Here is a 20501-nt window from a genome sequence, read left to right as displayed (position 1 = left end):
GTCCACGGGCAGAAGAACTCCGGGCGCAAATCTTGAAGATATTGCGCTCAAATTGCCACAGCTATTCAAAACCTGATATAATCTCGTGCGACAAAGCTGGAGTAAGCCTGATGTTAGATGAGGAACCTTCGAGCAACGTAGACGTATGTATGATTGAGTAGCGATCGTCAGTCGCTAGCAGCTAACTGCTGATTGACAAAGTGATACAGTAGCCTGTAGCTTACGTAGATTTAGGTGTGAAGGAAAAGAAAATCATGACAGAAGAAAGAATAGCTAGTCAGGTACTTCCTGTATTACCCCAAATACAGCTACCGCCAACCATCAATTTTGGCAACGCTCCTGCGGGTATCCAGGGTACAAAGTTCAACGACATCAACCGCAACGCCATTCGAGATGCAGGCGAACCGGGACTCCCCAACGTCCAAATCTTTATTGACACCAATAACAACGGCACTGTCGAGCCAGGTGAACCCTCGACGTTGACAAACGCCAGCGGAAACTTCGTATTTCCAGGCTTGCTTCCAGGCACCTATACTGTCAGGGAAATCTCGCCACCCAGTTTCAGCCCGACAACTCCCAACCCAGTCGTCGTTACCCTCGCGGGCATTAATGCCACAGTGTTGTTCGGTAATGCTACAGGTGACGGTCAGATTATTGGCTGCAAATACCTCGACGTAGATAACGACGGCTTTCGAGACGGGAGTGAACCCCCGATGGAAAACGTCAGAATCTATATCGATGCCAACAACAACGGTCAGCTAGATGCAGGGGACACCAGTACCTTAACTGATAGAAACGGCGAGTACCGATTCACCGGTTTGCAGGCAGGGCTATACCGGATTCGGGAAGAGCGAGCCAACGGGCCGGGCACTGAACCTTTAGAAAGAGATTTTCCCCAAAGCACCCCCCCCGGCAGTATCTCCCTGCTTGACATTAACCTTGGCCAGGGCGAAATCTGGGCCTGCGCTCAAGTGGGCAACACTCCTTTGTACGAAATCCCGATCTTCAAATTCCGGGACAACAACGCCAACGGCATACAAGACTCCGGCGAAGTTGCCCTCGAGGGCATCCCGTTCATCCTCGATTTGAACCGGAACGGCAGGACAGACGCGGGCGAACCGCGACTGTTAACTGGCGCTGATGGTAGAGCTACCTTCAGAGATTTGAAGGCTGGCAGCTACTCAGTATTGGAAACCTTTGAAACATTCATACCCAACCAGCCGCCAATTGCAACTACCCAGAACCCGGTAGAAGTCACAGCCCCCGGACCCCAATCGCGACAGCAGGGAACACTGCCTTTCATAGTGGCAGATCCAACAGTTGCAGGCGGCCAGCGGGTCGTTGCGGCGAACTTTCCGCCCCCCTTCCCCCCCGTAAACCCGGAACCCGCAGTCTTCTTCACCCCGATTTTGGTAAATCCAGGTAGCGGTGCTGTCGGGAATACGCGCCCCAACATCACGGTCTTCAAATACAACGATCAGAACGCTAACGGTCGTTACGAACCGGCCAACACTCTACAGGAAGTGGGCATTCCCGGCATCACGGTGTACCTTGATGCCAACGACAACGGCGCCCTCGACACAGGGGAACAGTCGTTAGTAACTGATGCCAACGGGCGCGGTGCTTTCACCAACCTGGAACCGGGCAATTATGTAGTTCGGGAAGTGCCGCAAGCTGGTTTTAGTCCTACTACTCCGGATCGGGTGCAGTTCAACCTCAGCACTCAAGATGCCAACGTTGTCTTTGGCAACACCCCCAACAGCCGCATCACTGGGTGCAAATTCCAAGACTTGAACGGCAACGGCTACCGAGACGGCTTTGAAACGCCGATCGCAGGGGTCACAATCTACCTCGACAGCAACGGTAACGATGCCCTTGATGCTGGAGAAGCAAGTACCGTCAGCGATCAGTTCGGCCGCTGGGAGTTTGGCAATTTGACCCCCGGTATTTACCGAGTCCGGGAAGTTGTGCCCTCCAATTCTTTCCAAACTACTCAACCACTGGACATCGTTCTGGGCGCAAACCAAACGTTTACTTGTGCTTTGGTGGGCAATGGTCAGTTCTTTAACTATCTCGGAGAAAAATTCCGGGACGACAACCGCAACGGCCTTCGAGATGAGGGCGAATTTCCTTTGGAGGGCATCCCGTTCACCTTGGATTTCAACCGGAACGGCCGCTACGATCCTGCTAGCGAGCCTCTGGTGAGGAGTGATGCTAACGGCCAGGTTCTGTTCACCAATTTAGCTCCGGGCAGCTACTCGCTCTTGGAAGTTTTCAACGCTCCGGGCGTTGCCAACCCGTACCCGATTCCGACCGGGCCTAACCCTGTTGCGTTCTCGGTACCGGGGCCAAATACTTTTGTAACGCCGATCGTGCCGGCGCCAGTACCGACGGAACCAGAAAGGGTTATTGACAGCATCGATCGGCTGACCGGCGGCACGGTGACTGCTTCTAGCATCTCCGATGATAATGATCCGCTGAATAAGCCCGTCCCCGGCTCAGTCCCTCAACCAGTCAGCAATTTTGGCAACTTTGTAGTAGATCAGAGTCCAGTTGTTAGCAGCTTTGTTGACATCAACGATTTGCAAAATTCGGCGAATGCTCTGATTGCAACATTTTTACAAGAGAATGGTCTCGATGAATCATTGTTCGTCGTTCCTCCTAGTCCTACGAATTCGCTTCTTTAATCTTAAGTTGGGTCTCTAGTTTGAGACTCAGCAATTAGCAACTAGCTTGTTTAACCTGCACGTCAAATGATATTTTGGCGTGCTTTTTGCTGTTGTGACAATAATTAGAGGCTCGCGGGGCGGGTTTATGAATTTCTCTAATTACCGGAAATATTGTTCGTGAAACCCGCCTCTACAACAAATATATCCCCCTGCTCCTAGGGGCGCGTTTTACAGACAATGTTTGAGGAAAACTCACAATTTATATAAACCAGCCCGCCACAATCATGGGCTCGGCTGACGGGTTTATTTATCTCTTTTATTACTGTCTTTAGTCGTAGAGGACGATCGGCAAAAAGACCGATTCCCCGCCTCAATAAAACCTTTATTTATAGAGGTAGAACTTAGAGGAATATATTATGCCAACTCAACAACAAACCCATCCGGCTCAACATCAAGAACAGCAACCCGGTATTGAATCCCAAATGACTCCGCAACCTCAATCCTTCGCGGAGGGATATCGCGGTAGCGACAAATTGCGGGACAAAGTAGCCTTAATTACTGGCGGAGACAGCGGTATCGGGCGTGCAGTGGCGATGGCCTTTGCCAAGGAAGGCGCTAACGTGGTCATCAGCTATCTTAACGAAGATGATGATGCCAAAAAAACCAAAGAGGCGATCGAACAACAAGGCCGGCGCTGTATTGCGATCGCCGGCGACATCGGCGACGAAAACGTCTGTCAAAACCTTGTAGAACAAACAGTTAAAGAATTCGGACACCTCGACATCCTTGTCAACAACGCCGCCGAACAGCATCCCCAAGAAAGCATCGAAGACATCACCGCCGAACAATTAGAGCGCACCTTCCGCACCAACATTTTCTCAATGTTTTACCTCACAAAAGCCGCTCTCAAACACCTCAAAGATGGAAGTGCAATTATCAACACTACCTCTGTCACCGCCTACAAAGGCAATCAACAATTATTAGATTATTCCTCCACAAAAGGAGCAATTGTTGCCTTTACCCGGTCTTTGTCTCAAAGTTTAGCTGAGAAAGGAATTCGCGTCAACGGAGTCGCCCCCGGCCCGATTTGGACGCCTCTAATTCCTGCAACTTTCCCTGAAGAAAAAGTGGAGAAATTTGGTGCAGACACGGCGTTGGGACGCGCCGGTCAACCCGATGAAGTTGCCCCCAGCTACGTGTTTTTAGCTTCAAAAGATTCGTCTTACATGACGGGTCAAATTTTGCATCCCAACGGCGGATCGGTTATTAACGGGTAGATTTGGCGCGAGTTAATATATAAATAACCGCATTTTGTGGGGGAACTTTCACCCACAATCTCTGACTATAACTCACAATCTAAATAAACCCGCCCCCACAACCACATTACCTAGGGCGGGTTTATTTAGATTGTTTTTTTATAAAAAAACAGTAATCCCGCTACGTGGGTAGCGGGACTGATAGGTTGCAGTTTAACTATTCTCTAGTTTTGCTAGAGTTGTAATTAGGTGACTGCTGAATTAGCTCAGGTTAGCCATTTCTTGCTGGATGGTGCTTTTGGCTGCTTTGAATTCTGTAGCCATTTGTTCCATTTGTGCTTCGCTCAGGTTGCGGCGAATATGAGGGAACATATCGTTTTCTTCTTGTCGAACGTGATCTTTAACCGCTGTTTGGAGCTGTTTGATTTGGGCTTTGAAATCAGAAGAAGTGGGGTTGAGAGCCTTAATTTGGGCAAGCATCTGCTTCATTTCTGCTTGCTCGCTGTACAGTTCTTGAGTATTGCCGTAGTAGCTGCGAACAGCGGGATAAACAACTTGTTCTTCTGCTTCTGCGTGAACGCTGAGGTCTTTGTAAAGTTGACCGAAGAATTCTTGCAGTTTTTGAGGATCGTCGGTGCTTGCGATTTCCATAAATAGGGTATCGGTTTTGCGGTGATCCATTGAGATGATTTCGGTGATGTTCATCTCATCTTTGCTGCGGGTAACTGCACCGCCGATGATGCCGGTCATGGCTGCCATTGCATCTTGCACGCGAGCCCAAACGCCTTGGTCGGGGTCTTTGCCGGTCAGCTCGCGTACGCCTAAAATTTCGAGAACTCCTTTGAGTTGTTCTTGGTGAGCGCGGTTCTCAAAGTTAACTGTGTTGAGCGGGGTAATGGCAGCTTCGATGTCGGCACCGACTACTTGAGCAGCTTTGTGAATTAACAAACCGGCCATTGTTTGTTTGTGTTTGAGCAGTTCGTGCTGAGCGACTTTTTCAAACATGGTGAGTTCAGAACCTTGCATGAGTTTCTGAACTTCTTCAATCATTTTTGTGCTGGTTTCTTTGGGCTCGGTTTGAATGCCGTATTGCACGATCGTAGTTTCTAATACGCCCAAGTTTTTGCGATCGTCTTCGAGCATATCCCGGAAGCGCTGGGCTAGTTCGGAGTCGTTGCAGGAATTGATGAACAATTGCTCGTTGGCTATCAACAGGTTTTGCAGCGCTTTCATGTCTGCTAATTTAGTTGCGATCGCTTGGCGCTTGGTATCTTCTAGGGTAGCTACCATCTGTCGTTTCTCCTCTCAAGGTATTTAGTGTTCTTACATCTCTTAATTTATTGATATATTCTGATAACATCCTCTTTCTCCCGACTGATTCATTAATATCCCGCGCAACCTATTGACTTTTAAACCAAGAAATGATAGTTAATTAAGGCTAAGGTCGTTTTTTAAAAAAGCAAAAATTACCCTTAATAACTGCCAACTGACCACTGACAACTATTAAGTGACAACTACCAACTGACAACTGCCAACTGCCCACTGCCAACTGCCGACTGCCAACTGCCCCCTGACAACTGACTTTTGTATCAATTAATCCCGATCGCAGAGCTGTAAAGCGCTACCATAGTTGCAGCCGAAGTTAACTAAAGTTTAAGAATAACTAGCTTGTCTCAACTGCTCACTGCTTTAGAGTTCCCAGCCAATGTCTGGAAGCTGAATAATGGGTTAACGGTCATTCACCAGCGGATTTCGGCCACACCGGTGGTCGCGCTAGACGTGTGGGTGAGGGCTGGCGCTACGTTGGAGCCGGATTCTTGGTCGGGAATGGCTCATTTTTTAGAACACATGATATTTAAAGGGACGGATTCGATCGCCCCTGGAGAATTTGACCAAGTAATCGAAAATCGCGGCGGTGTCGCCAACGCAGCTACAAGTCACGACTACGCCCATTTTTTCGTCAACGCTGCGGCCGATTATTTAGCAGAAACAGCGCAGCCACTGGCAGAATTGCTGCTGCGGGCTTCGATTCCGGATCAGGAATTCGATCGCGAGCGAGATGTGGTGCTAGAAGAAATCCGCCAAGCTCAAGACAATCCCGATTGGCTGGGTTTCCAAGCCATGATGGAAACAGTTTACCAGCGACATCCCTACAGGCGATCGGTATTGGGCACGGAAGAACTGCTGATGTCGCGAACTCCCCATGAAATGCGCTGTTTTCACCGATCGCACTATCAGCCGGAAAATATGACTGTGGTGGTAGTCGGGGGAATTGATGAACAACAGGCCAGAGATGTTACGGGGAAAGCATTCGAGCAGTTTTCGGATCGGTGGGATTGTCCCAAATTAACCGCAGAGGCGGAACCGCCACTGATAGAAATTCGCCGTCAGGAATTGAGCCTCCCGCGATTGGAACAAGCGCGGCTGATGATGGCCTGGACGGGCCCGGGAGTTGAACACTTGCAAAGTGCTTGCGGCTTGGATTTGCTGTCGGTGTTGCTTGCAGACGGGCGGACTTCGCGTTTAGTCAGGGAATTGCGGGAAGAATTACAATTGGTAGAGGCGATCGACAGCACTTTCTCGCTGCAACGGGAATCGAGTTTATTTACTATCAGTGCAGTCTTGGACGCCAAGGATGTCGAACAGGTGGAATCTCGGATTTGCGATCGACTTTGGCAATTGCAGTCTGAGCCAGTTTCCGAGGTAGAATTGCTCCGCTGTCAGCGTTTGCTGTGCAACGATTTTGCTTTCTCGCTCGAAACGCCGGGACAGCTAGCCGGTCTTTACGGATATTACAATACGATCGCCAGTGCCGAATTAGCGCTTAGCTATCCCACGAGGATTAAAGCATTTGGGCCATTAGACCTCCAGCGCCTAGCTCAACAATATCTCTCTCCTCGGCGCTATACAGCAGTGGTACTCAAACCAATCTAATAATAGTTGACTGTTCACTGTTCACTGTTGACTGTTCACTGTTAACAGCAACTAGGTTGAGTTGAGACATGAAACCCAAGTCTATTAATTGGAAATTTGAGATTTGTCCCTCAATCTAAAATCTCAAATCGCCAATCTCAAATCGGATGATCGGTAACGCTCACGCTCTACCCATCCTACGAATAATCATGACTAACAGCCAACAGTCAACAGTCAACAGTCAACAGTCAACAGTCAACAGTTAACAAATAATTCAATGAAAAATGAAATCCAGCGCACGGTTTTAGACAACGGTATTGTTGTCTTAGCAGCAGAAAATCCAGCAGCAGATATTATTGCAGCTAGGATATTCCTGCGGGCCGGCAGTCGCTACGTGCAGCCGGAACAAGCAGGGTTGTGTCACTTGCTGTCGGCGGTAATGACTAAGGGAACCGATCGGCTGTCTTCGCTGGAAATTGCCGAGTGTGTAGAATCGGTGGGAGCGAGGTTGAGTGCCGACTCTACTACAGACTATTTTTTAGTGAGTTTGAAGACGGTTTCTGCGGATTTTGAGGAGATTTTGGAGTTGGCGGCGCAATTGACGCGATCGCCGAATTTCCCGGAAGCTGAAGTCGAACTCGAACGCCGCATTGCCATATCGGCAATTCGATCGCAACAAGAACAGCCATTTGCGATCGCCTTCGAGCAATTGCGGCACGCGATGTACCAGGAACATCCCTATGCTTTCTCTCCCTTGGGCACGGAAGCTACTATGTCAAAGCTCACCAGAAACGAGCTCGAACAGTTCCACAAAACCTATTTTCGTCCCGATAATGTAGTTATTTCTGTAGCCGGCAGAATATCGACCGAAGATGCGATCGCCCTGATCGATCGAACTTTTGGGGACTGGAAAGCGCCTTTAACACCCCTGCCAACTTTAACCGTCCCCCCCTTATCACCATCCCCTCAATCGGTCGTTACAGCGCAATATACGCAGCAATCAGTGATTATGCTGGGCTACCTCGCACCCTCTGTCAAAAATCCCGACTACGCAGCGATTAAGTTGCTGAATACTTATTTGGGTAACGGTTTGTCGAGCCGATTGTTTGTGGAATTGCGGGAAAAGCGGGGCTTGGCTTACGACGTTTCCGCGCTCTACGCGACGCGCTTGGACACGGCTCAGTTTGTCGTGTACATGGGTACGGCGCCGGAAAATACGACGACTGCTTTTGAAGGATTGCGCGCAGAAGTCGATCGACTCGCCAACATCGAACTAAGCGAGGAAGAATTGCAAGCTTGCAAGAATAAAATGCTCGGTCAATATGCTTTAGGAAAACAAACTAATTCGCAAATTGCCCAAGTTTTAGGCTGGTACGAAATTTTGGGATTGGGAATTAAATTTGACCAGCAATTTCAAGAAGAAATTGCACAGGTGACAGCTTCACAAGCGCGGGATGCTGCTAAGAAATATTTTGTAGAACCGTATGTTTCTTTGGTGGGCCCGGAGGCGGCGATTACAGAGTTGGGTGTAGTGGCTGTTTGTTGAGGAGGAAATGGGCGATCGAACTTTTCAAAAGTTCGATCGATGCGATCGCAGATTAAAAGACTTTTCGCTTAACAATTATTGGTGGTTTGCGATCGCTTTTAATTTTTCCAAACTTAACAACAAAGCCAACTATTCTTGCTGGCATTATCTAGAACTGAAACCGACCACCTCAATGAACTTTTCGCTGCGGGTATAACGTTCAGGTTGAGCGGTTGCAAATAGCACTCCTAGCACCACCAGCGACTTTCAACAATCTCCTCCAACCGAATTGTTAGGTTGCGCCGTTAGCTTAACGATTTCACGATCCCGCCTTTGCTAAATAGACAGTAGGTGTAGATCGGTAGACATTACCTTAATCTAACTCAAATCGTTGCCAATCAATGCGATCGCACAAAGGTTAGGATTGTCATCCCTGCTCACCTGAACGTTTGCAATGGCTTCTAGGAATTTTTTGGTATCACAGGGTCTTGCTTTGGGGTCATTCTCAAATCGTCGCCAATCGATGTGATCACACAAAGGTTATGATTGTCATCCATAACCACCCGACCTTTTGCAATGGCTTGTCGGAATTTTTTGATATCACAGGGTCTTGCTTTGGGGTCAGGTGTCTGCTGATCGATAAATACCCTTGAGTGTTTAGAGATGAGCCAACCCAGAGGCAACTTAACTCCATCACCTGACTTTTTCAGGAACAAGGTTCTGAATTTATATTTGAGTGGATCGTCAATCCCATCATTGACCGTGAACGTAGACAACTCAACAGCACTGCGGCTGCGGGACTTGCGCGCACTAAACAAGGCACGAACTGGCGATAAAACCTCGTTCAGTCCTTCACTCTTGAGTTGAGTTGTAGGCTCGTTAAATTGCCCATCAATTAATGATAGGTAGACAATTTCAAAGGTTGTTCCGTAACCCTTAAGTCGCTGTAAGCTCCGCCCAATGTCCAAAGCGGTAGGAATACCAGAATTATCAAAATAACCGCCATCAGCCAAATGCAATTTACTTTTGTCCTTACTGCGTTGGTACCACCCTACAGGGGTGAAGTAGGGAAAACGAGCACTGAGGCCAGCCGCTGTACTCAGTTTCAAATCTAGATCGGGTTCATCAATGGCAATATTTTCTTTGTTGGGCAAGTTAATCTGAAAGGGGCTGATCACCAGGCGATCGCCAGTTTCGACAACAGTTGTGTTGAGAACCAGTGCAGGGGCGATGCCCTGGGGCTGCCAGTGTTGGTAAAAAGACTGCCGCAAGGGATTATCTTGATTTGGAAGAGACAGCTTATCCCAAGCTTTTTCAAACGCAACTTCCAGACCTCTTCCCCGATCCCAATCGTATATTGGGAAAAAGATAAATCGTTGAATCAGGTCAGGGAATAGCCCCATCGTTAGGAGGGGCGTAAGCAAGTCACTGCTAAACAGTTTGCTAGCCGTTTGGCTAAGGGATTTACCACTAATTCCACCAAATTTCACCAAACTTGAAAAGGCAGAAGCCCCCAAGCTACCGCCAGAAACACTACTGATTGCAAATATATGCTGAGGAAAACTTGGAAAATATTCTGTTAGCTTTGTGAAGGCTGTTGCTGCATGATAAGCGGCATAGATACCCCCACCTTGAGCCGCAGCGATATAGACAGGATAGGGTTTATTTGAGAATTGATCGAGATCGGGGCGATTAGCTAACCATTGCTGAAAACTAGATTCTAAAGCTGGAAGGACTGACTTTTCGGGTTTGCTAAATTGTCGAAAGCGATGATTGTCATTAAAATTAAAATTGCTAGAAACAACAATCAACACGATGAGAATCGTAATCCCAGGTATTTTGGTTTGCAGACCCCAGTCGTAAATTGTTGAAAAAACAACCACCAGAATCGTCAATGATATTGCCACCACACTAATTGATCCCAGCAGATCGGGAAGAAATGTTGGAGGCATTATCAACCCTAATGCTAGGGATGCCAGCAGAGAAATTGAACAAGTCCTAACAACTGTAATTCGTGATTTTATCGTGGGTTGCCAAGAAAACAGCGCCACATTAAAAAATACGAGCAACAGAAAAACAGCAACTAAACCAAAAGACAAATGTGAATCTTTTGCTGCAACGATCATAGGCAAAGATAAAACAATAAAAACAAAGCAGGAAATATTAACAAATACATTTTCAAATTTTTTACCAAATAGACCTTCACCCTTTTGGCTAGAGGCAAAGGAACCTAGGTACTTTGAGTTTTTTAAAAGTTCAACACGTTTAATTATTAAATAAGATAAAATTCCTAATAAAACTATATTGCTAAACATCCACACTAGCAAAAAAATCTTGGGAGTAGGATCTGATAAGTTCTGCAATGTTTTTTGGGTAGCCCAAGTGCCATAAGCAAGGCTACCCAGTGGTATAGTACCTAGCAAACGAGGTGCATTTTTGTATAAGCAATCAAATTTTGGCTTGTAGAAGTCAGGAAGACGAGCTTCATAGCATTTCTCAAGTAAACGTGCTGCGAACCACACACCAAGTGAAAGAAAAACAACCAATACTGTAGAAAAAACTGCCTGAGCTACATTATTATCGAAAGCAATTACACGATAGACCTCAATGGTTTGATCGATCTGGGTATAAAAATACCAAGATACCACTGCAATTGTCAGAGGTACTCTTAAATATATCAAAAACTGCACGATGGGTTTAAGCTGGTTTTCAAACCAATTAGAAATTATTTTAATTAATTTATTTCTGTTATCACTTTCAAGCATATATCACTAACTAATGGCTTTAAGGGAACATCTCTATCTTGACATAAGTGCAACCTAATGGCTAAATTGAACGGAAAACGATCGCCTCTGACTCAAACCTCAAATATTGCGATTTTGTCAGATCCAATGATTCGTTCTGCATCGATCGCTTAACAATTATTTAGGCTTTACGCTCACCGATAACTTCAACTTAACTAAAATCATAGGTGTTTGTCCGCTCCAATGATTTGTTATACCTCGATCGCATCAATAGTCCGGACTGTTTTTAGTTATTAGGCTGAAACCCTCGATTTTTCGTTGGCAGCGAACTTGCCTGGGAGCCTTGAAACCCTTATTCTACGGCTGGGAATCACAAACTGTCCGAAGTATTGTTAACAATTATTTATGCTTCGCGATCGCCAGCCAAAAATGCTCACTCATCCCAAAATTTGTGGTGTGATACGCTCGCGGGTGCCCAAGGTGGACTCAATTTTAGGGTGAGGTTCTCTAGAGTAATGTTTTAGTCGTCCAGGACTGTTAGTAACTTGGCGCCACCACAAACGCAAAAACTCGCTCAGACTTCAATTGAACCTTTTCTGTTCCCGATCGGTCTAAATTCAAGACAGACCCATCAGGTCTAATTTATATGTACTTAGTAAAGCACTTTCAGATAAAAAAAGAGCTGACTCCCTGGCTTAGCGGACTCCTGGCCACATCCCTGCTTGCAGGAGTCGGCTACACAGCTTACAGCCAGTTAACAGTCAAATCGAGTCGCGAAACCAGGCGCAAGGAAAAAACTGTTGCTGTCGAAAGGGTGAACCTGCCGATTACAATTTCGGCAAACGGCACAATAGTGCCCGAACGTTCCGTTAACGTCAGCCCCAAAACTTCAGGAATGCTCAAAAGTTTGCTTGTCAAGGAAGGAGATAAAGTTGAACAAGGGCAGATTCTCGCCTACATGGACGACTCCAACCTCCAAGGGCAACTTACCCAAACTCGCGGACAACTCGCAGCCGCGGAAGCAAACCTGCAAAAATTGCTCAACGGCACTCGATCGCAGGACATTGCTGTGGCTAAGGCAGTGTTGGCAGAACAACAGGCAAGTCTGGAAAAATTGCTCAACGGCAATCGAACCCAAGACATTGCTGTAGCTGAGGCACAAGTGGCTGAGCAACAGGCAACGTTGCAAAAATTGCTCAACGGCAATCGAAGCCAGGATATTGCCGTAGCCGAGGCAGCGTTAGCAGAACAACAGGCAAATTTACAAAAATTGCTCAGGGGCAATCGGCCTGAAGACATCGCCCAAGCCATCGCCAAATTCAGAGATGCCGAATACGCGAAAAACCAAGCAGAGGAAGACTTTCAGAGAAATCAGGAACTCTATAATGCCGGAGCCATTGCTTTGCAAGTTGTCAACAACTCCCGGACCGCGCGCGATCGAGCTCAAACGCAAGTCAGGCAAGCCGAACAAGCTGTAGCTTTGCTGCAAGCGGGTACTCGCCCCGAAGAAATCGCTTCGGCGCGGGCTGCAGTCGAGCAAAAACGGCAAGCTTTGACCCTGGCACGATCGGGCGCACGCCCGGAAGACATCGCAGCAGGGCGGGCTGCTGTGGAGCAAAAACGGCAAGCTTTGGCCCTGGCGCGATCCGGCGCACGCTCGGAAGACATCGCTGCGGGGCAGGCTGCTGTGGAGCAAAAACAGCAAGCTTTGGCGCTGCTAGAAGCGGGTTCTCGCCCGGAAGACATCGCCCAAGCCCGCGCCCAAGTTCTCGCCGCTAGAGGCAGCTTGCAAAGCGTTCAAGCGCTGATCGACGACACTGTGCTGCGGGCTCCTTTCACCGGCACTGTCACCCGCAAGTACGCCGATCCGGGCGCTTTTGTGACTCCCACTACGGCAGGTAGTGCGGTTTCTTCGGCAACTTCTTCTTCAATTTTGTCCTTAGCTTCAAAAAATCAATTAGTCGCAAACGTAGCAGAAACTAATATTTCTCAGATTCAGATGGGCCAGGCTGCGTCTATCCAAGCCGATGCTTTTGCGGGAAAGACTTTTGCAGGTAAAATCACTCAAATTTCGCCTCAGTCGATCGTCCAGCAAAATGTGACAAGTTTTGAGGTTAAAGCGGCAATTATTAATGATGATAAACAAATGCTGCGATCGGGCATGAATGTGAATGTGGAATTTAAGGCTGGTGAACTCAAAAATGTTTTGGTAGTTCCGACTGCGGCAATTGTCCGTCAACAAAGGGAAACGGGGGTTTTTGTTCCCGGTGGAGAAGATGGTAAACCTGCTTTTATGCCGATTAAGACTGGTATGACGGTGGATGATAAGACTGAAGTGCGATCTGGTTTGAAAGGAGATGAAAAAGTGCTGCTTAGTTTACCCCCCGGATTGCGGCCTAGATCCCAAAATCCATCGTCGGGCGGGATTCCGGGTTTGCAACCTGGTGGGGGAACGCGCTTGCGTTAGTAGTTATTTCGCGCAGTCGGGGCTAGTTGGTTCGTCGCAGAGTCCGCCAGGGATTGAAATCCCTGTCTCATAGCGAAAGTCCTCTGAAAGAGGACTGAAGAGTTAGTTGATATACATCAGTTTCAGACGAATTTTCAGTCGGTTTCAACCGACTTTAGCTATGAGACGGGGGTTTCAACTCCCGGCGGATCGTGCCACAAATCATATCATTTCCGGCTACATCAGTTTCAGACGAATTTTCAGTCGGTTTCAACCGACTTTAGCTATGAGACGGGGGTTTCAACCCCCGGCGGATCGTGCCTGGTATTAGTGCTTGACAATTACCTATTACCTATTACCTATTACCTATTACTTATTACCAAATGAAATTACAGACTCGCCCCCGCACCAACAAAATCTCTAATGTTCAAATTGCGTTCATGGCGACAGAGGCGCTGTGGAATAATAAGTTGCGTACCAGTTTAACTATGCTGGGCGTAATTATTGGGATATCTTCGGTAATTGCTATTACTTCGGTGGGACAGGGTGTACAAAAATCAACTGAAGAACAGTTAAAGGCTTTGGGTACAAATGTGCTGTTGGTGTTATCCGGTGCTTCGCGATCGGGCGGTGTCAGTCAGGGAAGCGGTTCTGCTACTACCCTGACTTGGGATGACGCTAGGGTGATCGGCAAACAAGCTCCCGCAGTTAAGGCAATTTCGGCTTATTTGCAGCGCCAAGTGCAAGTCGTTTACGGCGGACAAAATTCATTTACTGCTATTTTGGGAACGGATTTAAACTATCCAGATGTAAAGAACATTCAACCCCAAGAAGGACGGTTTTTTAACGAGGATGAATTGAATGCTGCTGAGCCAGTAGTTGTCCTCGGTTCTAAGGTGCGGGACGAACTTTTTGGAGCCGGAGTTAATGCGCTGTCCTCCGATATTCGCATTCAGGGAAACCGCTACAAGGTCATTGGAGTGATGGAAAGCAAGGGGTCTGTAGGGGGGACTGATCAGGACGATAGAGTGTATATTCCCCTCAAAAATATGTCTTCGCGGATTGTGGGGAGAAATTCTTTAGCGGGGATTGCGATATCGGGTTTTTGGTTGGAAACTGCCGGCGAAGCGGATTTAGCGGATGCTCAATTTCAAGTGGAAAATATCATGCGCTTGCGCCACAATATTTATCCGCCACAACCGGATGATTTTCGAGTTGTCAATCAAGCTGAAATAGTCAATACTTTTAGCAATGTGATCGGTTTATTTACGGTTATGGTGGGAGCGATCGCCGGAATTTCTTTGGTGGTTGGCGGCATCGGTATTGCTAATATTATGTTGGTGTCTGTTGTGGAACGCACTAAGGAAATCGGGATTCGCAAAGCGGTAGGTGCTACTAATGCAGCAATTCTAATTCAATTTATGGCGGAATCTATTTTAGTTTCCACGGTGGGGGGAACGGCGGGTATTGGGTTGGGAGTTGCGATCGCCTTTGGGGCTTCGACAGCGTTCAAATTTCCGTTTGTGGTTTCTGTATGGTCTATCGCAGCGGGTTTTGGCCTGTCTTTTACCGTCGGGTTGTTAGCTGGAGTATTGCCGGCTCGGAATGCGGCTCGGTTAGATCCGATCGCAGCTTTGCGGAATGATTGAAGTTAGTGAAGTTCGCCCCAGTTAAATTGAACACTCCTGGACGAACGAGTGGTCAGAAACCGGGGAAAGATGGACGATCGGACTTCCTTGTGGGCCACAGATTCGCTAACGGGACTTAGACAAAAATCCGGTCAAAAATTGCTGCAAACCCAGACAGGTAAACGGTTTGAGCTTGAATTGGGATAGTCCAGCACTGACAAGGGTTTCAGCTCTGACGGGGCATAAAACTCTTTCCCTTACCTAGACAGCTTTTCAGGTCTTTTAGGGACTAGAAAATGTCTAAGTCCCATTAGAAATAATATACGCTAATTCAAATATAATAACAAAAACCCCTTATCCAACACGCAATTTCCATGTTAGAAGCATTGGTATTGGCAACAGTATTTTGCGGATTTTTTGGTATCATCTTTAAAAAGAACCTGATCATGAAAATCGTCTGTATGGATGTCATGAGTACAGGGGTTATAGCCTATTACGTGGTGGTGGCATCGCGAGAAGGCTGGCTGACACCCATTATTTCAAAGGGGAAAAATGTCGCTTACGCCGATCCGGTTCCCCAGGCGGTGATATTAACGGCGATCGTGATCGGCTTTTCGATTCAGGCTTTAATGCTGGTGAGTGTGATGAAGCTGGCACGAGATAATCCGACATTAGAAAGTAACGAAATCGAGATGAATAATACCCCATGAATACCCTGACGCTAGCCTGGATTGCACTCCCGTTTTTTGTCGGGTTTAGTATTTATTTGATTCCGAAGTTTGACAAGTATCTAGCAATATTCGGAGCGATCGCGTCCGCTGCCTATGCGTTCCAGCTTTTTGTTATGCCGTCAGCGGTGACGCTGGAGTTACTGGATAATTTCAGTGTCACGTTGTTAGTTGATCGCTTGAGCGGCTTTTTCATCTTAACCAATGCCTTAGTCACAGCAGCGGTGATTATCTACTGTTGGCCCACAGATAAGACTGCATTTTTTTATGCACAGATTCTGATGGTGCATGGCAGCCTGAATGCGGCCTTTGTCTCTAGTGACTTTATCAGTTTATATGTGGCGTTAGAGGTCAGCGGCATTGCGGCTTTTCTCTTGATTGCGTATCCTCGCACCGATCGCTCGATTTGGGTGGCTTTGCGCTATCTATTTATTAGCAACACGGCAATGCTGTTTTATCTAGTCGGTGCCGTGCTGGTTTATAAGGCAAGTAATTCGTTTAGTTTTGCCGGCTTGGGTGCAGCGCCCCCAGAGGCGATCGCTCTGATCTTTATGGGACTCTTGGTTAAGGGAGGTGTGTTTGTATCGGGGTTATGGCTACCGTTAACTCACTCGGAAGCAGAAACGCCTGTGTCGGCTTTGCTGTCAGGGATTGTGGTCAAAGCGGGGGTATATCCCCTCGTGCGCTGTGCGCTGATGGTGGAGGAGGTGGCACCCATCGTCCAAATCTTTGGCGTCGGGACGGCGCTGCTGGGCGTGTTCTATGCCGTTTTAGAAAAAGATAGCAAACGGATGTTGGCTTTTCACACGGTTTCGCAGTTGGGCTTTATCCTCGCTGCACCGTCCGTCGGTGGGTTTTATGCGCTGGCCCACGGTTTGGTCAAATCGTCGCTGTTTCTGATTGCAGGATCGTTACCGAGTCGTAATCTGAAAGAATTGAAACAGAAGCCGATCAATACCAATATCTGGATTGCCTTAGTCATAGCTAGCTTATCAATCTCTGGCTTTCCCATGTTGGTTGGCTTTGGGGCAAAGACGTTAACGGTGAAGAATTTGGGCTCCTGGCAAGCGATCGCGATGAATGTCGCAGCAGTCGGAACAGCAATCTCTTTTGCTAAATTCATCTTTCTACCCCGTGGCGGACAAACAGCAGCCAAACCCGGTTTTTGGCCTGCGGTGTTGCTGTTGCTAGCTGGGCTGATTGGAGCCAATGCTTTTGATCTTCAGGCTTATACGCTGGAAAGTATGCTTAAGGCAATCGCCATCATCGGCGTTGGTTGGTTAGCCTATTTTCTAATTTTTCAACGCACAGTAATCAAACTGCCACGTATGCTTGAACAATTCGATCATTTGGTCGGCTTTATGAGCTTGATTTCGCTCCTACTATTCTGGATGGCATTACCAACATGATTGGACAGCTAATATTAAGACTGACGATCTGGTTTCTACTTACTGCCGATTTTAGTTTGGCAAATATTGCGATCGGCTTCATCATTGCTTTCCTGTTGCCGCGCAGCTACGCACCCCCGGAACCTTTGAGGGAATGGTTGGGAGTGTTGGGTAAAATCTTCATGGCGATTCCGATAGCTTATTTAGAAGCATTTGAACTCATCCTCCGTCCCCATAGGCACGAAGATGTGATCATGGAAAAAGTGCCAAACCATCGATCGCCCTTGCTGATCTTCCTAGATGTCTTCCTGATCACTTTTACTCCCAAGACGATTGTTGTGAAATATCACGAAGAGGGTTTTTACGAAGTACACCGAGTGCGACGGACATCAAACACCTAGTTCAAGTTTGTTTCTGAATGATTTAACCGCTTTTGGCGCCGAGTCAGAGAAGAGAAGAGAGAAATGAATAATTCCGATTTAGGTAAGTAAGAAAAATCAGGAGTGCACACAATTGAACAACTTAAACAACTTGATTTTAATTGCCATGATTTTGGCTCTGCTCATACCCATGTACGAGGTATGGAAAGATCATGATATCTGGCAGACAATGTTGGCGTTTGCCAGTATTTCGACCAAGGCGGCAATCATCGCTCTCGTCATATCCGTCTGGCGCGATGATTGGATGATCGGTGTGGTGGCGGCGATTATCCTCAGCGTGGGTAATGCTGGATTGATGTTGTTGGCACATATAATCAAACGTATCAGTGAAGCATGATCGTAATAGATGTATTGAGCTATACCTGCATCGGTATAGGGATTTTTTTCTGGTTTTGGGGTACTTCTTTCCTACTTGGGAAGCGATCGGTTTTATATAAACTGCACAGTCTTTCGGTATCAGATACGCTGGGTTCGATCGCGATCGTCGTCGGATTGCTGCTGCAAATACCCAGTAAATGGCCCCTGCTGATTCTGGCGATCATTTGCTTAGCAACCTGGAACACAATGCTGGGATATGTGTTGGCTTATTGTTCCAAAACAGGGAGTAACTATGAACGATAATAGCTACATTTATGTCCTCGTCGCTCTGCTACCCTTAGCTGCTGGTATGGTGGTATTTCAGGTCAATCCATACCACGCATTGCTACTGCGGGGGGTATTGGGAGCGATCGCCGCCTTGGTGTATACAATTTTAGGCGCGGGGGATGTGGGCTTGACCGAAGCCTTGATGGGTACTCTACTCGCGATTACACTTTATGCAGTGACGGTGCGTTCATCCCTCGTGCTGCGTCTGGGTGTCATCGAAGACGGGACAGAGGGCGATGCTATACCAAACGACAAAATCGCAGGTCATTTTAAGCAACTGATAGATGACATCCGCACAGTTTTTCAGAAACGCCATATGCGCCTGGAACTGGTTCCCTATGCGAGTGCACAGGCATTGCAGCGGGCGCTGATGGAAAAAGAAGTTCATGCAGCTTGTTCCCCAGAAGACCAACTAGAACACAGCGGCGAAGCGCAACTTTATAACACCGCAATCAGAGTTCGGCGTGTCTACGACATCATGCAAACCGAACTTTCATCACCAGGGACAACCCTAACCTATGTAAATACACCAGACGTAGAGGACAAACATTGATGAAGTGGGTTTACTTTTTATCAGGGATAGCGCTGTTTGTCAAAATGCTGCTAATCGCCAATCCAACAATGGACTTATCGCAGCAAAGTTCGATCGTCGAATTGGTTGTTCAAGATAGTGGAGTATCCAATGCGGTTTCCGGTATCATTTTACGAAATCGGCTGTACGACACGATCTTTGAAGTTGTGGTATTTACGATCGCCATCTTGGGTGCAAGTTTCATGCTAGCCAATGAAAAGCCGTCCTGCGCCATATATCAGTTTACCGATCAACCATCGATTATTTTGGCGCGATTAGGAGCGACGATTGCCGCCTTGGTGGGTATCGAACTAGCAATTCGCGGGCATTTAAGTCCAGGCGGTGGTTTTGCTGCGGGTGTAGCGGGGGGAACTGCGATCGGCTTGGTGGCGATTACCTCATCACCGCAGTGGATGCAAGAAATCTACCAGCGCTGGCACGCCGCGACTTTGGAGAAAGTTTCGGTACTTGTTTTCATTGTATTGTCCGTTATCACTCTGTCAGGATATGAGTTACCGCACGGAGAGTTAGGCAAACTTTTCAGCGGTGGCATTCTCCCCTTGCTCAATATCCTGGTTGCAGTCAAAGTCGCATTAGGATCGTGGGCGGTGCTGTTGGTGTTTATTCGCTATCGCGGATTGCTATGACAAATGTTCCTCGCTCAAATCCATTGACATCCAAATTATTCATCTCTCTCATTCTCTGACTCTGTGTCCTCTGTGTTCTCTGCGGTTTAATAATTCAGCAACAACCGTAAACGATATTTTACGTTTATAAGGCTGACGCACGAGTAGTCAGAAACCGGGTTTTTTTGCTGAAAAGACGCGTTACACCCGCAGAATTTGCCAAAAACCCGGTTTCTTTGCTTTTGATAAGTAATTCCTGTGTACTCATCTGCGTTTATCTGCGTGCATCAGCGGTTAAAAATTCCCAATCTACCAGATAGCAGCTTATACCAATTTAATATGAAGCTGCATAGAATAAAGCTTCAAGAATAAAATTGTAAGATGACAACGAACTGATTTGCTCAGTAGTGATGTTTTCAAGAACTTGTTGCAAGCGCTCTCGTAGTTGCCCAAGAGTTGTAAAAACCTCTCCAACAAGTTGCTGTTTGATATATTCCCAGACCCGTTCAATTGGATTAAGTTCTGGACTATGTGAGGGCTGACAGACAGGAATTAAATTTTCTGGCCATGACAGTTCATTAGTGATATGAGCACCCGCTCGGTCCATTTGAATCAGGGCAATATCTTCACCTAATTGTAGAGAAAGAGCGTCAATAAATTGCTGGAAATCTTCTCCATTAAGATGGGCATATTCTTGGCAAAAATGCCAGCCACTCATGGGTTCGACTACCCCATACAACCAAAAATTTTCACGCTTCCACAGTATGGGAGCAACTGGTTTTACCCCCCGGGCTGTAATTACTTTTCCCGTCAACGTTTTGAGTCCCAAACGGGTTTCATCTTGACACAAATATCGTAGCCGTTTACCCTTACCAAAAAATTTTTGAAACGTCAAGACTGCTGGGACGATGTTTTTTTAAAA

General features: G+C 47.1%; 17 protein-coding genes. 14 read left to right on the top strand and 3 right to left on the bottom strand.

Going from position 1 to position 20501, the window contains the following annotated elements:
* Nucleotides 1-254 precede the first annotated feature (254 nt).
* Both QUA24_RS14420 and QUA24_RS14415 read left to right on the top strand, forming a co-directional pair.
* Entirely contained in the window at nt 255-2687 is a 2433-nt protein-coding gene (locus QUA24_RS14420) for an SdrD B-like domain-containing protein (protein WP_333230481.1), read from the top strand.
* Between the two features lie 398 nt (nt 2688-3085).
* Entirely contained in the window at nt 3086-3946 is an 861-nt protein-coding gene (locus tag QUA24_RS14415; protein ID WP_333230480.1) for an SDR family oxidoreductase, read from the top strand.
* Between the two features lie 240 nt (nt 3947-4186).
* On the opposite strand, the gene QUA24_RS14410 is transcribed toward QUA24_RS14415, so the two are convergent.
* Nucleotides 4187-5215, bottom strand: coding sequence for a hemerythrin domain-containing protein (locus tag QUA24_RS14410; protein WP_333230479.1), 1029 nt, complete (start codon nt 5213-5215; stop codon nt 4187-4189).
* 378 nt (nt 5216-5593) lie between these two features.
* On the opposite strand from QUA24_RS14410, the gene QUA24_RS14405 reads away from it, so the two are divergent.
* The 3 genes from QUA24_RS14405 (at nt 5594) to QUA24_RS14395 (ending at nt 8580) form a co-directional block, all read left to right on the top strand.
* The gene (locus tag QUA24_RS14405; protein ID WP_333230478.1) at nt 5594-6859 is read left to right on the top strand and encodes a pitrilysin family protein; all 1266 of its coding nucleotides are present in this window, start codon (nt 5594-5596) and stop codon (nt 6857-6859) included.
* A gap of 256 nt (nt 6860-7115) precedes the next feature.
* Nucleotides 7116-8384, top strand: a complete 1269-nt coding sequence (locus tag QUA24_RS14400) for a pitrilysin family protein (RefSeq protein WP_333230477.1) — start codon at nt 7116-7118, stop codon at nt 8382-8384.
* Nucleotides 8385-8391: 7 nt separating this feature from the next.
* A complete protein-coding gene (locus tag QUA24_RS14395) occupies nt 8392-8580 on the top strand; it encodes a hypothetical protein (protein ID WP_333230476.1) in 189 nt (62 codons plus the stop codon).
* A gap of 244 nt (nt 8581-8824) precedes the next feature.
* Here QUA24_RS14395 and QUA24_RS14390 read toward each other — a convergent pair whose 3' ends face one another.
* On the bottom strand, nt 8825-11128 hold the full coding sequence (locus QUA24_RS14390) for a patatin-like phospholipase family protein (RefSeq protein ID WP_333230475.1): 2304 nt from the start codon (nt 11126-11128) through the stop codon (nt 8825-8827).
* A 625-nt stretch (nt 11129-11753) separates the two neighbouring features.
* On the opposite strand from QUA24_RS14390, the gene QUA24_RS14385 reads away from it, so the two are divergent.
* The 9 genes from QUA24_RS14385 to QUA24_RS14345 all read left to right on the top strand — a co-directional run bounded on the left by QUA24_RS14385 (nt 11754) and on the right by QUA24_RS14345 (nt 19600).
* The gene (locus tag QUA24_RS14385) at nt 11754-13574 is read left to right on the top strand and encodes an efflux RND transporter periplasmic adaptor subunit (RefSeq protein ID WP_333230474.1); all 1821 of its coding nucleotides are present in this window, start codon (nt 11754-11756) and stop codon (nt 13572-13574) included.
* Nucleotides 13575-13936: 362 nt separating this feature from the next.
* Nucleotides 13937-15202, top strand: a complete 1266-nt coding sequence (locus QUA24_RS14380; RefSeq protein ID WP_333230473.1) for an ABC transporter permease — start codon at nt 13937-13939, stop codon at nt 15200-15202.
* Nucleotides 15203-15555: 353 nt separating this feature from the next.
* Nucleotides 15556-15891 (top strand): cation:proton antiporter subunit C, encoded by a 336-nt coding sequence (locus QUA24_RS14375; RefSeq protein ID WP_015176833.1) that lies wholly within the window; start codon nt 15556-15558, stop codon nt 15889-15891.
* Nucleotides 15888-17318: a cation:proton antiporter gene (locus QUA24_RS14370; RefSeq protein ID WP_333230472.1), complete on the top strand. Its 1431-nt coding sequence runs from the start codon at nt 15888-15890 to the stop codon at nt 17316-17318. Before QUA24_RS14375 ends, QUA24_RS14370 begins: the two co-directional genes overlap by 4 nt.
* Complete coding sequence (locus tag QUA24_RS14365) at nt 17315-17698, top strand: Na+/H+ antiporter subunit E (RefSeq protein ID WP_333230471.1); 384 nt, start codon at nt 17315-17317, stop codon at nt 17696-17698. Before QUA24_RS14370 ends, QUA24_RS14365 begins: the two co-directional genes overlap by 4 nt.
* 145 nt (nt 17699-17843) lie before the next feature.
* Nucleotides 17844-18074: a hypothetical protein gene (locus QUA24_RS14360; RefSeq protein ID WP_041622563.1), complete on the top strand. Its 231-nt coding sequence runs from the start codon at nt 17844-17846 to the stop codon at nt 18072-18074.
* Nucleotides 18071-18358, top strand: a complete 288-nt coding sequence (locus QUA24_RS14355) for a monovalent cation/H(+) antiporter subunit G (protein WP_333230470.1) — start codon at nt 18071-18073, stop codon at nt 18356-18358. The genes QUA24_RS14360 and QUA24_RS14355 overlap by 4 nt, the downstream gene beginning before the upstream one ends.
* Nucleotides 18348-18935: a DUF4040 domain-containing protein gene (locus tag QUA24_RS14350; protein WP_333230469.1), complete on the top strand. Its 588-nt coding sequence runs from the start codon at nt 18348-18350 to the stop codon at nt 18933-18935. The genes QUA24_RS14355 and QUA24_RS14350 overlap by 11 nt, the downstream gene beginning before the upstream one ends.
* On the top strand, nt 18935-19600 hold the full coding sequence (locus tag QUA24_RS14345) for a Na(+)/H(+) antiporter subunit B (RefSeq protein WP_333230468.1): 666 nt from the start codon (nt 18935-18937) through the stop codon (nt 19598-19600). Before QUA24_RS14350 ends, QUA24_RS14345 begins: the two co-directional genes overlap by 1 nt.
* Nucleotides 19601-19913: 313 nt before the next feature.
* Here QUA24_RS14345 and QUA24_RS14340 read toward each other — a convergent pair whose 3' ends face one another.
* Nucleotides 19914-20474: an IS630 family transposase gene (locus tag QUA24_RS14340; protein ID WP_333230467.1), complete on the bottom strand. Its 561-nt coding sequence runs from the start codon at nt 20472-20474 to the stop codon at nt 19914-19916.
* Nucleotides 20475-20501 lie beyond the last annotated feature (27 nt).

This window comes from Microcoleus sp. Pol12B5 (assembly GCF_036701335.1).
Classification (GTDB): domain Bacteria; phylum Cyanobacteriota; class Cyanobacteriia; order Cyanobacteriales; family Microcoleaceae; genus Microcoleus.
This window is presented reverse-complemented; position numbering and strand designations above follow the sequence as displayed.

Coding starts and splice junctions, on each gene's coding strand:
- QUA24_RS14420 (WP_333230481.1), top strand. CDS start 255: ATGACAGAAGAAAGAATAGCTAGTCAGGTACTTCCTGTATTACCCCAA.
- QUA24_RS14415 (WP_333230480.1), top strand. CDS start 3,086: ATGCCAACTCAACAACAAACCCATCCGGCTCAACATCAAGAACAGCAA.
- QUA24_RS14410 (WP_333230479.1), bottom strand. CDS start 5,215: ATGGTAGCTACCCTAGAAGATACCAAGCGCCAAGCGATCGCAACTAAA.
- QUA24_RS14400 (WP_333230477.1), top strand. CDS start 7,116: ATGAAAAATGAAATCCAGCGCACGGTTTTAGACAACGGTATTGTTGTC.
- QUA24_RS14395 (WP_333230476.1), top strand. CDS start 8,392: ATGGGCGATCGAACTTTTCAAAAGTTCGATCGATGCGATCGCAGATTA.
- QUA24_RS14390 (WP_333230475.1), bottom strand. CDS start 11,128: ATGCTTGAAAGTGATAACAGAAATAAATTAATTAAAATAATTTCTAAT.
- QUA24_RS14385 (WP_333230474.1), top strand. CDS start 11,754: ATGTACTTAGTAAAGCACTTTCAGATAAAAAAAGAGCTGACTCCCTGG.
- QUA24_RS14380 (WP_333230473.1), top strand. CDS start 13,937: ATGAAATTACAGACTCGCCCCCGCACCAACAAAATCTCTAATGTTCAA.
- QUA24_RS14375 (WP_015176833.1), top strand. CDS start 15,556: ATGTTAGAAGCATTGGTATTGGCAACAGTATTTTGCGGATTTTTTGGT.
- QUA24_RS14370 (WP_333230472.1), top strand. CDS start 15,888: ATGAATACCCTGACGCTAGCCTGGATTGCACTCCCGTTTTTTGTCGGG.
- QUA24_RS14365 (WP_333230471.1), top strand. CDS start 17,315: ATGATTGGACAGCTAATATTAAGACTGACGATCTGGTTTCTACTTACT.
- QUA24_RS14360 (WP_041622563.1), top strand. CDS start 17,844: ATGATTTTGGCTCTGCTCATACCCATGTACGAGGTATGGAAAGATCAT.
- QUA24_RS14355 (WP_333230470.1), top strand. CDS start 18,071: ATGATCGTAATAGATGTATTGAGCTATACCTGCATCGGTATAGGGATT.
- QUA24_RS14350 (WP_333230469.1), top strand. CDS start 18,348: ATGAACGATAATAGCTACATTTATGTCCTCGTCGCTCTGCTACCCTTA.
- QUA24_RS14345 (WP_333230468.1), top strand. CDS start 18,935: ATGAAGTGGGTTTACTTTTTATCAGGGATAGCGCTGTTTGTCAAAATG.